The sequence below is a fragment of the Rhodoferax sp. TS-BS-61-7 genome (assembly GCF_002943465.1).
Taxonomy (GTDB): domain Bacteria; phylum Pseudomonadota; class Gammaproteobacteria; order Burkholderiales; family Burkholderiaceae_C; genus Allorhodoferax.
Genome location: NZ_PTQY01000006.1, coordinates 54,011 through 67,064 on the forward strand (window position 1 = coordinate 54,011; position 13,054 = coordinate 67,064).

Sequence of the window (13,054 nt, forward strand, 5' to 3'; positions counted from 1 at the left end):
GGTACATATGCGGCCAAACCACAGCAGGTATGCACCATGCACATCAAAGACTTTACGGACACCACCAATCTGGTGGTGGAGCTGCGTTTACAGGACCTGAAGGAGGCCGCCCGCGACGGCCTGGTCACCGAGGCCCAGGCCCAGAGCCTGTGGCAGCGCTGGAGCCACAGCGCCCCCGCGCACACCCAGCCGCCAGAGCGCACCGGCCCCACACCGGGGCCTGCGTTTGGCTTTGTGAACGTGCTGTATTACTTTGGCGGGCTGGTGGCCATTGGTGCCATGAGTCTCTTTATGACGCTGGGCTTCCAGTCGCTGGGGGCCGGCGCCTTGTTGGCGATTGCGCTGGGCTATATGGTGGCGTGCCTCAAGGTGGCAGACCATTTCAAGGCGCGTGGTCTGCATGTGCCTGCGGGCTTGTTGGCCACGCTGGCGGTATTTCTGGTGCCGCTGGCCGTGTGGAGCGCGCAGAGCCTAGCAGGGCTGTGGCCACCGGGTGGCTCCGATGTGTTTGCCAGCTACCACACGCGCATTGACTGGCGCTGGCTCACGCTGGAATTTGCCACGCTGGCCGCTGGTGTGGTGATGCTGTGGCGCTACCGCCTGCCTTTTATGGTGATGCCACTGGCCCTCACGCTCTGGTACATGAGCATGGATGTTGCCAACGCCCTGCTGAACGACCACGGCTGGGAATGGGAGTTCATGCGCGATGTGTCGCTGGTGTTTGGCATTGGCACCGTGGCGGTGGCGCTGTGGGTGGATGTGCGCAGCCGCCTGTCGCTGACCGCCGAGTGGCGGCAGGACTTTGCGTTTTGGCTCTACATTTTTGGCACCACCATGTTCTGGTGTGGCCTGAGCCTGCATGACTCCGATTCGGAGCTGGGCAAGTTCATTTACGCGTTGATCAACCTGGCGCTGGTGCTGGTGGGCGCGGCCATTGGGCGGCGCGTGTTCACTGTGTTTGGTGCACTGGGCGTGGCGCTGTACCTGGGCCACCTGTCGCACGAGGTGTTCCGCGACAGCCTGTTGTTCCCGCTGGCGCTGACGCTGCTGGGCTTGGGGGTGGTGGCGCTGGGCGTGTGGTGGCAACGGCACGAGGCAGCCATTGCTGCGCGGCTGGCGCGTTATGTGCCGCAGGGGCTGCAGCCGCGCAGCTGATGCCGTAAACAGGCATTGAAATGGGCATAAAAAAAGCGCACTGCAGGCAGTGCGCTTTTTTTGCGTCTGGCAACTTGCGTTGCCAGTGCAGTGAGGCGAATTAACGAATCACAGCCAGGTCGGTCAGCTTGCCGCCCTTGATGGTCTTCAGGGTCAAAGCGCCGTTCAGGATGTCGCCCTTGTTGTCAAAGGAGATGTTGCCTGTCACGCCTTTGTAGTCCTTAGTAGCGGCCAACACGGGCAGGTACTTGGCGGGGTCAGAAGAACCAGCCTTGACCATGGCAGCAACCATGACCTTCACGCCGTCGTACACGTAGGGTGCGTACACCTGAACGTCGGTACCGAACTTGGCTTTGAACTTGGTCTTGAATGCGTCCATGCCGACTTTGGCCTGGCCTTCAACGCCACCAGCTTCAGCGCAGAACACTTGGTTGTCAGACACTGCGTCGCCAGCCAGCTTCACCAGTTCGGTAGAGCAGATGCCGTCGCCGCCCATGAACTTGGCGTTGATGCCCAGAGACTTCATCTGGCGCAGCATGGGGCCGGCCACAGCGTCCATACCGCCGAAGAACACGACGTCAGCTTTCTTGCCCTTGATGGTGGTCAAGATGGCGTTGAAGTCGGTGGCTTTGTCGGTAGTGAATTCCTTGGCAACCACGGTGCCGCCAGCGGCTTCCACAGCCTTGGCAAACTCTTGTGCCACGCCTTGGCCGTACGCGGTACGGTCGTCGATCACGGCGATGGCCTTGCCCTTCAGGGTAGACACAGCGTACTTGCCCAGAGTGCCACCCAGTTGGGTGTCATCAGCCACCAGACGGAAGGCTGTCTTGAAGCCTTGGCGGGTGTACTTGGGGTTGGTAGCGGAAGGAGAAACTTGGGGGATGCCGGCTTCGGAGTAGATGCTGGAAGCGGGGATGGTGGTGCCGGAGTTCAGGTGACCGATCACGCCGGACACTTTGGCATCAGCCAGCTTTTGGGCGACTGCAGTGCCTTGCTTGGGGTCAGCAGCGTCGTCTTCGGTCATCAGCTTCAGGGTGACCTTTTTGCCTGCAATGGTCACGCCAGCGGCGTTGAGTTCTTCAACGGCCAAGATGGCGCCGTTTTCGTTGTCTTTACCCAGGTGGGCGATCGCGCCGCTGGTAGGGCCAACGTGAGCGATGGTGACAACAGCGTTTTGCGCAAATGCCATGCCGGTAGACAGAGCGATAGCTGCTGCTGCGACGGTTTTCAACTTCATCAACATAAGAACTCCAGGTAAAAAAATCGTGAATTAATTTCCACAACGCGGACGTTAGCGCAAGTCGCAGGTACTGGACATGAGGCTTGTACTTAGGACCTTGTTGTATTCAAAGATCTAATGATGCATGAATTTCATTACTCCCAAAAGCGGGATTGATAGGTAAAAACCCGTATTCATTTGGTGCCTCCGCCACTGCCGTGCACTGCACTAGTGCATGCTCATGCGAGCAGGGTTTTTGCAAAGGCGTTGATGGATTCCACATCGGGTGTCAGCGCGGTGTAGTGCAGGCCTTCGCGGACCAGCATGGCGCGCAAGCCGCGGTCCACATCGCGGGCCTGGTCTTCGTCCTGAAAGCGGCCGGTGTGCACATACTTCTTGTCGCCGCGCTCAACGAACACATTGATGTTGTCGTGCTGCCGGTACCACTCCAGAATTTGCGCGCGCGTCTTGGCCACGTCGCAGATGTTCTCGGGGTAGTTTTCGTTGTAGTACAGCACCTGGGGCAGCGAGCATTCGGTGATGAGGAACTGCACCTGCCCGTCCAGCAGATTGAGCATCTCGTACTGGCGCTGGGCAATGAAGTACTGGTTTTTGAGCACTTCAAAGTTTTGCTGCCACACCAGCGACTTGGCGAAGTCGGGGATGGTCTCTACCGTCTTGGTGTGCAGGTGCAAGTACAGGATGATGGCCGAGGAGATGAGCGATTTGTCACACCCTGGCCCACCGATGACGTTGATGACCTTGGTGGGGTACAGGCGCATCTTGGTTTCATGCAAGGTGTTGGGCACTGTGGTGTAACGCAAGGTCATGGGGTGTCTCCCGTTGGCTGGGGCTTACCAGTTGTCTGAGCGCATCTGCGATTCCCACAGACCGCCGTTGGCACTGTACACCCCAATCACGCCGTAGCGCTGCTCGCCCTGCGCATCCCACTTCATGGAGCCTGTCACGGGGGCGTAGCCGTCGATCTTCTTCAGTGTGGCGGTGATGTCTTTGGGCTTGGCCGATTCGGCACGGCGGATGGCGGCTGCCAACACGTACATGGCGTCGTAGGTGTAGTGGCCAGCGTAGGCGGGGTCGATCTTGTACTTGGCGCGGTACTTGTCGAGGAAGGCGCCACCGGCGGTGAACTCGCGCGCCTCCAGGATGGGGGAGGTGGCAAACAGGCCGCTGGCCACGCCTGCGCCCTTGAGCATCAGCGTGGTCTTGATGGTGTCGCCACCCAGCACCTTGATGTTGGTGTAGCTGATGGCCTTGAGCGCATCGAGCAGCGCCACGATCTGGAAGTCATTGAGGGTGGAAACCACCACTTCCACGCCGGTTTCCTTGATCTTGGCGGCCACTTCTTCAAACTTGGTGGTCTTGTCGTCAAACGACTGTTGCAGCACCACTTCTTTCTTGGCGGCTTTGAGCTGAGCACCAGCGCCGGCGGCCAGGTCTTTGCCGTAGGGGGTGCCATCGTCCAGCAGGGCGAACTTGGTGCCCGAGAACTGCGAGGCCGAGTAACTGCCAATGGCCTTGGCCTGCAGGGTGTCGTTGGCCACCAGGCGGAAGGTGGTGTCCAGGCCCAGTTGGGTGTACTTGGGGTTGGTAGAGATGGCCAGCTGGGCGATGCCCTTTTCGGCGTAAATGGGGGCGGCGGCAATGCTGACGCCCGAGTTCAGGTGGCCAATGACGGCCACTACGCCGGCGTCCACCAACTGCTGGGCCACTTCTTTGCCGGTGTCGGCGTTGGCGCGGTCGTCCACGGCCACCACCTCAAAGGTCACGGTCTTGCCTTTGACTTTGTAACCTTCCTTGTTGAGTTCTTCTACGGCCAGGTTCACACCGTTGAGCAAGTCCTGCCCGAGGGCCGAAAGGTTGCCTGTGAGTGGCTGGGCCACGCCAATCTTGATGACAGAGGGGACAGAATCGCAACCCTGGAGCAGGGCGCTGGAGAGAACGGCAGACAGGGCCAGCAGGCGCACAGCGCTGCGGCGCGAGAGATTCAGTTGCATCGTGGGGTTCCTAGTAGGAGAAGGGGGACATTGTAGGGAGCCGCCCTGTTCACGCAACCACCGTGCCACGCTTCCCCGCCTGTGGTTAACCCCTAGAGCCGCGGTGCGGGTCGTGGCGCAATTTAGCCGCACTGGGCCTGAAATTCCTTCAACGCGGCGGCTTGGATCTTCTTGATGCTGCCATCGCCCTCCATCTTGCGCAGCACCGCGGTGATGCGGGGCACCAGTGCCGCATGTTTGTTGTGCACAAAGTGGTAACCCGCCAGCACCTCCAGCGAGGGTTGCAGCAAGACCACCTTGTTCAGCCCCAGTTGCCGGACCAGGCAGCCGTTGAAACGCGACTCCACCGCCACATCGGTGCGGCCCAGTTCCAGTTTGCGAAACAGCGCCTCCAGGTTGGGCGCGGGGTCGGTGCGCATGCCCTGCAGGCGGTGCTCGAAATAACGGATGCCGGCGATATGGCCAACCAGAAAAGGTTGCAGCGAGGCAAAACCGTTGGGCACAAGATCCCGTCGCGTGGCCCAGACCGCGGTTTCTTCGTAAGAGATGGGCACATCAATCCGTAACAGGTTGGGCGCCAGCTCCAACGTCACGGTCATGCCCAGGCCGTCGACTTCTCCCGCCTCGGCTTGGGCATAGCCCCGCCGTATAGGCAAGGGCATAAACGCCACGTCGATCCCCAGCTCTTTGTAGGCGGCGCTGAGTACGCGCTGGGCCATCGTTTTGCTGAAGCGATCGTCAGTGGTGACTGCAAAAACCAGGCTGTTGCCCTGAGCCTGGGCTAGGGGGGTAGCAAGGCTGGTCAGCGCGGCCAGCACAACCAACCATATCCGTGCACTACGGAGCAGTGCCATGGGTCTCCTCCTTGTGATGTCGGCGCCTACATCGCCTTGAAGCGATGGGCATACAGCCGACTGACCGGGAGTTTTTCACTTCTGTGATGCAAGGTCAAGCTCAGGCGCCCAGCCTCGTCGCGGTTCACGCTGCGAATGGCCTGCACCCGCACCACGGTGCCGCGGTGGGTTTGCCAGAACAGCTGGGCGTCCAGCTGGGGCAGCAGCTCCTTGAGCGGGGTGCGCAGCAGGTACTCCTGCGTGGCGGTGAGCACGCGCAAGTACTTGTCGGCCGCTTCCAGGTACAGCACTTCGCCCACCGGGATGATGTGGATGCTGTTGCCGATGCTGGCTTGCAGCACCTGCAGGGGCGCACCGGCCAGCGTGCTGGCGGTGGGCGCCAGCAAACTGCGCAACTGGGCCAGTGTGGCTTCCAGTGCCGCATCATTTGCTCCTGTTTTAGGAGCTGCTTGCGCAGCATTGGTAAGGGCTAGCCGCAGTTTTGATACAGTTTTTTGCAGGCGGGCGCTTTGCACCGGTTTGAGCAGGTAGTCCACCGCCTGGGCCTCGAACGCCTGCACGGCGTACTGGTCATAGGCCGTGACAAACACCAGCGCAGGAAACGGTTTGGCCTGGGGCCCGTCGGTAGGCCAGGCGTCCACCAGCTCGGCCGCGGCCTCCAGGCCACTTTGGCCCGGCATGCGGATGTCAAAAAACAGCACGTCGGGCTGCAGCGCCAGCGCGGCCTCCACGGCCGAGGTCCCGTCGCCCACGGTACGCAGCACCTGCAGGGCGGGCCAGGCCTGGGCCAGCTCGGCCTGCAGGGCCTGCGCCAGCAGCGGTTCGTCTTCGGCAATCAGGGCGGTGGGCTGGTTCATGTTTTTAAAGGAAAAGTGATGCTAACTCTCGTCCCTTCTGCGCTGCTAGCTCCTATTTTGATAGTGCCTAAGGCGCCAAAGGTGGTGCTGAGCCGCTCGCGCACCTGCTGCAGGCCAAAGCCCGGGCGGTGGGTGTCGGCGGGGGGCAAGCCCAGTCCGGTGTCTTCCACCTCCAGGCACAGCAGCTCGCCCTGGCGGCTGGCGCTCACGCGAATGCTGCCGCCCTCCACCTTGGGCTCCAGCCCGTGCTGGATGCTGTTTTCCACCAGCGGCTGCAACAGCAGGGGCGGCACGGCTTGCTGGCGCAGGGCTTCGGGCAGGTCCAGCGTGTAGTGCAGGCGCGGCCCCATGCGGATGGCCATGAGCTCCAGGTAGTCCTGCAGGCGGGCAAATTCGTCTTCCAGGGTGTGCGGACGGTTCGGGTCAGTGCGGGAGGCGCTGAGCGTGGCGCGCAGGTAGGCAATCATGTGGTCCAGCATGGTCTGGGCGCGCGGCGGGTCCAGGGTGATGAGTGCCCGCAGATTGGCCAGGGTGTTGAACAGCATGTGCGGCTCCAACTGGGTCTCCAGCAGGCGCAACTGGGCCTCGCTGGCCTGGCGGCGTGCGGCCTCCGCTTTTTCGCGTTCAACCGCCAATACTTCGCGGCTGACAAATTCGTGGGTCAGTACGGCACCCGCCACCAGGCTCAGAAACAACATGCCCCAAGCCTTGTGGGGCGAGACCACCCAGTACTGGAAAGCGCTGCCGCCCAGCAGCCAGTCGGCCACAAAGTTGCCGAAGAAAAAGCCCAGCACCACCCCTACGGGAACAATGCCCACCAGGCGGCGCATCTGGGTGCGCCAGTCTTGGATAAAGAGAAAGCGGCCCGCATCAATGGCGGCGCCGATGCTCAGACCGATGCAGTGGGAGTAGACCAGGTTGCTCCAAAACCCGTGGTCGCCAAATAGGGTGATACCAATGGCAATCACGGTATTGATCGTGAGGGTCTTCCACAGGCCGTAGCCCAGTGTGGTGTAGTGGCGGCGGGTCATGCAGGCAAGTATGCCGCCAGCCACTGGCCCCAGACCAACTGGCCCAAGTAACGGCCCGGCAGCAGGGTGAACACACCGGCGCCCACGCAGGCCCCGAAGTAAAGCTGTTGCATGGTTTTGCGGTGGCCTACGATGTTTTTGCGCGCCAGAAACCAGAACGCACCGCACAGCGAAAACAGGGTGAAAGGCACCAGCAGGTGAATGGGCGTGTAGCCCGCGATATTGGGCAACTGAAAGTCGCGGATGAACAGGGCAGACACCGCAGTCACCACCATCAGCACCACCCAGGTGTAGCCCGCCATGCGATGCAGACGCGGGCGCTGGGTGGCGCCCTTGCGCGCCCACAGCGCAACCGGGCCAATGGCCAGCGCAGCCAGTGCAGCGCCCATGTGCAGGGCAATGACGGGGGTGAGTTGCATGGGGTGTCTCGCGGGTTCAGGCGGTGGCTGTGCTGCGCAGGCGGCGAATCAGCCACTCCGCCAGCAGCAGGTTGGGCACCCAGCACAACCAGGCGATGGCGCGGTAGGCATCTTCAAACGGCAGGCCGGCAATCTGGCTGGAGGGGATATAGATGCGCAGCGTGATGGCGGCCAGCGTGAGCGCGTAGCTGCGCAGCATCCAGTCACGGTGGGTGTTGCGCGCGCCACGGCGCATGGCCACAAAACCCAGGCTGGTGCTGAGGAGCCACAGCACTGCCAGCAGCCCAAAGCCCCATTCGGAGACCGGCCCGCCTTGGGCTTCAAACGCCATGGACAGGCCGCTGGCACCGCCCAGCAGGACCGCCAGCACATACAGGCGGCCCAGCCAGCGGTGCAGCACCAGGTGGCGGGTGCGAATGGCGCGGTTGACCTGCAAGGCCCCAGCCACCAGCGCCACTGGGCTGCACACCATGTGCACCAGCGCGCCCACGGGATGGCGGACAAACAGGCTCGCGGCAAAATCTGGCCGCTCGCTTGCCACCAGCAACCACAGGGCGTAGCCTGCCACGCCCAGCGCAAGCAGCATCAGGGTGGACCAGCCGGTCCATTGCGCCATGCCATACGGCGCAGGATGGAGGTGGGTTGCAGGGGTCATGGCAGAGGTCTTTCAGGGGCGGGGTTTCAGAAGGCGTAGGTCAGGGCCAGCACGGCCGCATTGGCATTGCTGCTGCGGGCGATGGGGCTGTTTTTGGCGCCATCGCCCAGCGTGCTGCCCGAGACGGCCGCCGTGACGAAGGTGCGCGGGTTGATGGCGTAGGTGAGGGATAGGCCCAGGCGTGTATCACGCAGGCCCGCGTCGGGCGTGTAGAGCGCATAGCCGCTGCGGGCGGCTTGCTGCACGTCCACCCCAAAGTAACTTTGCATGTACTGGCGGTCCACCAGCGTGGTGCCCAGCTTGGCGCCCAGGCGCCACTGGGGCGCCAGCGCCACCGAGTAGCCCACGCCCAGGTCCACCACCGTGCCATTGCTGCTCTGGCCCGAGCCCCAACGCACCGAGCCGGTGAAGGCCAGGCCGTCGGCAGTGGCATAGGTCACAAAACCGCCAAGTTCGGGCTTGGCGTCCACATCCCCCATGCCCCGCAGGGCGGTGCTGTCGCCGCTCTGGCGGCCCATGTCGGCCGTCAGGCGCAGGCCGTAATGCAGCGCTGGGTTTTTGGAAAAGTTGTAACCCACTCCGTTGTCCAGACCGGCAAACCAGCCATTGGCCCACTGGTAGCTGACGTTGGGGAACACCTGGGTTTTGCGCTGGTCACCGCCCAGGTACTCGGGGGTGGACACCGCGACCAGGCCCAGGCTGCCACCGTCGGCGCCGGGCGGGGTGTTGCGCAGTTGCACCGATTCAAAGGACTGGGCCATGGCCAGCGGGGTGGCGCCCAGCAGGGCGGTGGAGAGGGCGAGGCAGGGGAAGCGTGTTTTCATGGAAGGAACTCCTTAAGCCGTTGCACGGGGTGTATGGCCGCCATGGTGCCACTGGGCGTCGGTCTGTGCAGCCAGTTTCCACAGCCGCAGGCTGCGGCCCAGCAGCACGCCGCTGCACAGGCCATACAGCGCGGCAATGCCGTTGGCGGCAAGCGTGGTCTGCAGCAGTGCCGGTGCCAGGGCTTGGGTGGCACCCACGGCGTATTTGGTCAAGAAAATACCCATCATCAGCGCCAGGGGCACGGCGCTGCCCGGCACGGTGAAGCGCTGGTGGGCCAGGTCGTAGTGGGCACCGGCAGGCAGGCGCTGGCGCAGCACCAGGGTGGCCGCACCCAGCGCCACCAGGGCCCACAACAGCAGGGCCGCACCGGGTGCGCCGGCTATGGCCAGCGTGCCGTACACCGACAGGCCCACCAGCACCAGCGGCAGCACGGTCATCCGCATCCAGCTCATCTGCTGGGTCCGGGTTTGGCGCAGGCCCAGCACCAGCAAGCCCAGCAGCAGCGGCCAGACCCAGATGGGGGTGTTCGAGAGAAAAAGAGAGATCACAGCACGACTCCTTGGAAGTTCAACACGCGCAACAAGCGATGGGCGGACTGTGCCGGCCGGACGCCGCCCATGCGAGCGGCTTGCGACGAAATGACGCTTGGGCAGCGCCAAATGCCGGAAAACGGGGCCTTTGTGCCGCTGCCATCGTGCTGCCACCGTGGCTTTCTAGAATCGGGGGATGAACAGAACATTGATAGGTGGCGCTGCGGTGCTGGTCGCGGCGCTGGGTGGTGCGGCGTGGTGGGGCTTGTATGCCAGCGCGGGCAGCCAGGTGGAATACCGCAGTGCGGCCATCAGCCGCGGTAACTTGCAAGCCACGGTGGCGGCAAGCGGCGCCGTGAGCCCGGTGGCGCAGGTGAGTGTGGGCACCCAGGTGAGCGGGCAGATCCGCGAGGTGCTGGTGGACTTCAACAGCGAGGTGAGGGCCGGCCAGCTGATTGCCCAGATTGACCCCGAGACCTTTGAATACCGCGTGCGCTCGGCCCAGGCCGATGTGGACGCCGCCCGCGCCGCCGTGCTGACGGCCCAGGCCAATGTGGTGGCGGTGCAAACCCAGGTGTCGCGCGCACAGGTGGACCTGAACGAGGCCCAGCGCGACTTTGAGCGCAAACAAAGCCTGGTGGAAAAACAGTTCATCACCCAGAGCGAGGCCGACAAGGCGCGCGCGCTGGTGAACACCAGCACCGAGGCGATGAAGGCGGTGCAAGCCCAGGTGGGGGTGGCCCAGGCGCAGGTAAAAACCGCGCAGGCCAATGTGGCGCAGCGCGAGGCTGCGCTGGCCCAGGCCCGCATTGACCTGGCGCGTACACGCATCACTTCGCCGGTGAACGGCATTGTCATCAAACGCACCATCGAGCGCGGCCAGACCGTGGCCAGCAGCCTGCAGTCGCCTGAGTTGTTTGTGATTGCGCAAAACCTGTCGGACATGCAGGTGGAGGCCGCGATTGACGAAAGTGATGTGGGCCGCCTGCAGCCGGGGCAAAAGGCCAGTTTCAATGTGGACGCGTTTCCGGGCCAAACCTTTGAAGGCGAGATTCGCCAGGTGCGCAAGGCCGCCACCAATGTGGCCAATGTGGTGACCTATGTGGCCATCGTGCGTTTTGCCAATGTGCAGGGCAAGCTGTTGCCGGGCATGACGGCCAATGTGCGCGTGGTGACCGAGCAGCGCGAAAACGTGCTGAAAGTGCCCAACGCGGCGCTGCGCTTGCGTATCGAAGGGGTGGAACCTGCGGCACCCGCCGAAGCCCGCGGGGCCAGCCGTGGCCGGGTGTATGTGCTGGGTGCCGATGGCAAGCCGCAGGCGTTTGCCGTGCGTTCCGGTGTGTCGGACGGCAGCAACACCGAACTGATCCTGCCACCCGACTCACCGGCCGCCACGGCGCTGCGCGAGGGGGTGGAGGTGTTGGTGGGCACCAAGCCGCAGGGCGCCGCCAGTGCGCCGCGCAGCAACGGCCCGCGGCCACCGTTTTAAGGCGCACGCACTGTGCCGCAAACAGCATCCTTAGCGCCTGCGTTGATCCAGGCGCGCGACCTGACCAAGGCCTACACCATGGGCGACCAGACGGTGCACGCGCTGCGGGGTGTGTCGCTGGACATTGCCGAGGGCGAAATGGTGGCCATCATGGGCGCCTCGGGTTCGGGCAAGTCCACGCTGATGAACATTCTGGGCTGTCTGGACCAGCCCAGCGCCGGCAGCTACCGGCTGGCCGGTGAGCCGGTGCAGGACATGGCGCCCGACGCACTGGCCAGCATCCGCAACCGGCGCATCGGGTTTGTGTTCCAGCAGTTCAACCTGCTACCGCGCACCAGCGCACTGGAAAACGTGGAGCTGCCGATGGTGTACGCCGGCGTGCCCGCCGCCCAACGCCACCAGCGTGCACGCGCAGCGCTGGAGCGTGTGGGCCTGGGCCAGCGCACCCACCACACGCCGGCCGAGCTGTCGGGCGGGCAGCAGCAGCGTGTGGCGATTGCCCGCGCACTCGTCAACCACCCGCAACTCATCCTGGCCGACGAGCCCACGGGTGCACTCGACTCGCAGACCAGCGAAGACATCATGCAGCTGCTGACCGAGCTGAACCGCCAGGGCATGACCGTGGTGCTGGTCACGCACGAGGCCGACATAGCGGCCTGGGCGCGGCGCACCTTGGTGTTCAAGGACGGACACATCGTGGAGGACACGTTGCGATGAACACACTTGCCGCACTGCGCAGCGCGCTCAGATCGCTGGCGGCTAATACGTTGCGCAGCATCCTCACCATGCTGGGCATCATCATTGGCGTGGCCGCGGTCATCACCATGGTCGCCGTGGGGCAGGGCGCTACCAACCGCGTGCAGGAACAAATGAAGGGCCTGGGCTCCAACATCATGCTGGTGCTGCCTGGTGGGGTGTCGCAGGCCGGTGTGCGCCTGGGCGCACAAACCCGCCAGCGCCTGACCGAAGAAGACGCCACCGCCATCGCGCTGGAGATTCCCGAGGTGCAGGTGGCCGCGCCCACGTCCCGCACCAGCGGGCAGCTGGTGTTTGGCAATACCAACTGGGGCAGTAGCATCATTGGCGTGAACAACGACTACTTGGAGGCGCGCGACTGGCCGCTGGCCAGCGGGCGTGTGTTTGATGCGGCGGAGCTGTCGGGTTCGGCCAAGGTGGCCTGGATTGGCAGCACCGTGGCGCGCGAGCTGTTTGGTGAGCAGGACCCGGTGGACCAGGTGATCCGCGTGCGCAACATCCCCATCACCGTGATCGGCGTACTCGCACCCAAGGGCCAAAACTCCATGGGCCAGGACCAGGACGATGTGGTGATGATTCCGCTGGGCACGCTGCGCAACCGCATCTGGGGTGGTGACGCCACCAGCCGCCTCAAACGTGTGGGCGCCATCAGCGTGAAGGTGCGTGACGGCCAGGACATGAAGGCGGTGGAAGAGAACATCAAGGACCTGCTGCGCCAGCGTTTCAAGGTGCAGGAAAGCGGCGGGGATCCCTTTGTGGTGCGCAACCTCACAGAAATTTTGCAGGCGCAGGAAGAGTCCAGCCATGTGATGACGCTGTTGCTGGCCGCAGTGGCCGGCATCAGCCTGGTGATTGGCGGCATCGGCATCATGAACATCATGCTGGTCAGCGTGACCGAACGCACGCGCGAGATTGGCCTGCGCATGGCGGTGGGCGCACGCGGGCGCGACATCCTGGCGCAGTTCTTGATTGAAGCGGTGACGCTCAGTGTGCTGGGCGGTGCTGTGGGCGTGGTGCTGGGCGCGCTGGCCACCTGGGGCGTGGGCCACTTTGCGGGGTGGCAGGTGTCGCTGAGTGCTGGGGCGGTGTTGTTGGCGGTGGGATTTTCGGGCGTGGTGGGTGTGTTTTTTGGCTACTACCCAGCGCGGCGGGCCTCCAAACTGTTACCTATTCAGGCGTTGCGCTATGAATAAGTGAGCTGCTCGCGCAGATAATATGCGCCTTCTGGCTATTAATCGCTTATAAAAAG

General features: G+C 63.5%; 14 protein-coding genes. 4 read left to right on the forward strand and 10 right to left on the reverse strand.

The window, feature by feature from the left end; genetic code table 11:
* Window positions 1–36 precede the first annotated feature (36 nt).
* Window positions 37–1,155, forward strand: coding sequence for a DUF2157 domain-containing protein (locus C5F53_RS15720; RefSeq protein ID WP_201740871.1), 1,119 nt, complete (start codon window positions 37–39; stop codon window positions 1,153–1,155).
* Between the two features lie 100 nt (window positions 1,156–1,255).
* Here C5F53_RS15720 and C5F53_RS15725 read toward each other — a convergent pair whose 3' ends face one another.
* The 10 genes from C5F53_RS15725 to C5F53_RS15770 form a co-directional block, all read right to left on the reverse strand.
* Complete coding sequence (locus C5F53_RS15725) at window positions 1,256–2,398, reverse strand: branched-chain amino acid ABC transporter substrate-binding protein (protein WP_105262347.1); 1,143 nt, start codon at window positions 2,396–2,398, stop codon at window positions 1,256–1,258.
* Window positions 2,399–2,613: 215 nt separating this feature from the next.
* Window positions 2,614–3,204 carry a hypothetical protein gene (locus tag C5F53_RS15730; protein WP_105262348.1) on the reverse strand — a complete coding sequence of 197 codons (591 nt, stop codon included), beginning with the start codon at window positions 3,202–3,204 and terminating at the stop codon, window positions 2,614–2,616.
* A 24-nt stretch (window positions 3,205–3,228) separates the two neighbouring features.
* The gene (locus C5F53_RS15735) at window positions 3,229–4,389 is read right to left on the reverse strand and encodes a branched-chain amino acid ABC transporter substrate-binding protein (protein ID WP_105262349.1); all 1,161 of its coding nucleotides are present in this window, start codon (window positions 4,387–4,389) and stop codon (window positions 3,229–3,231) included.
* A gap of 122 nt (window positions 4,390–4,511) precedes the next feature.
* Window positions 4,512–5,243 carry an ABC transporter substrate-binding protein gene (locus C5F53_RS15740; RefSeq protein ID WP_105262350.1) on the reverse strand — a complete coding sequence of 244 codons (732 nt, stop codon included), beginning with the start codon at window positions 5,241–5,243 and terminating at the stop codon, window positions 4,512–4,514.
* 26 nt (window positions 5,244–5,269) lie between these two features.
* On the reverse strand, window positions 5,270–6,100 hold the full coding sequence (locus tag C5F53_RS15745; protein WP_105262351.1) for a LytTR family DNA-binding domain-containing protein: 831 nt from the start codon (window positions 6,098–6,100) through the stop codon (window positions 5,270–5,272).
* On the reverse strand, window positions 6,097–7,131 hold the full coding sequence (locus tag C5F53_RS15750; protein ID WP_105262352.1) for a sensor histidine kinase: 1,035 nt from the start codon (window positions 7,129–7,131) through the stop codon (window positions 6,097–6,099). Before C5F53_RS15750 ends, C5F53_RS15745 begins: the two co-directional genes overlap by 4 nt.
* Complete coding sequence (locus C5F53_RS15755) at window positions 7,128–7,550, reverse strand: DUF2306 domain-containing protein (RefSeq protein ID WP_105262353.1); 423 nt, start codon at window positions 7,548–7,550, stop codon at window positions 7,128–7,130. The genes C5F53_RS15750 and C5F53_RS15755 overlap by 4 nt, the downstream gene beginning before the upstream one ends.
* Window positions 7,551–7,566: 16 nt before the next feature.
* Window positions 7,567–8,205 carry a DUF2306 domain-containing protein gene (locus C5F53_RS15760; RefSeq protein WP_105262354.1) on the reverse strand — a complete coding sequence of 213 codons (639 nt, stop codon included), beginning with the start codon at window positions 8,203–8,205 and terminating at the stop codon, window positions 7,567–7,569.
* 26 nt (window positions 8,206–8,231) lie between these two features.
* Window positions 8,232–9,029, reverse strand: a complete 798-nt coding sequence (locus C5F53_RS15765; protein ID WP_105262355.1) for a MipA/OmpV family protein — start codon at window positions 9,027–9,029, stop codon at window positions 8,232–8,234.
* A 12-nt stretch (window positions 9,030–9,041) separates the two neighbouring features.
* On the reverse strand, window positions 9,042–9,578 hold the full coding sequence (locus C5F53_RS15770) for a DUF6622 family protein (RefSeq protein WP_105262356.1): 537 nt from the start codon (window positions 9,576–9,578) through the stop codon (window positions 9,042–9,044).
* 178 nt (window positions 9,579–9,756) lie between these two features.
* Between C5F53_RS15770 and C5F53_RS15775 the strand changes: the two genes are divergently transcribed.
* Genes C5F53_RS15775 through C5F53_RS15785 form a run of 3 tightly spaced genes read left to right on the forward strand, consistent with a single transcriptional unit; the run spans window position 9,757 to window position 12,998 of the window.
* Entirely contained in the window at window positions 9,757–11,049 is a 1,293-nt protein-coding gene (locus C5F53_RS15775; protein WP_201740872.1) for an efflux RND transporter periplasmic adaptor subunit, read from the forward strand.
* Window positions 11,050–11,061: 12 nt separating this feature from the next.
* Window positions 11,062–11,766 carry an ABC transporter ATP-binding protein gene (locus C5F53_RS15780; RefSeq protein ID WP_370446740.1) on the forward strand — a complete coding sequence of 235 codons (705 nt, stop codon included), beginning with the start codon at window positions 11,062–11,064 and terminating at the stop codon, window positions 11,764–11,766.
* Window positions 11,763–12,998: an ABC transporter permease gene (locus C5F53_RS15785; RefSeq protein WP_105262358.1), complete on the forward strand. Its 1,236-nt coding sequence runs from the start codon at window positions 11,763–11,765 to the stop codon at window positions 12,996–12,998. Before C5F53_RS15780 ends, C5F53_RS15785 begins: the two co-directional genes overlap by 4 nt.
* The last annotated feature ends 56 nt before the right edge of the window (window positions 12,999–13,054 follow it).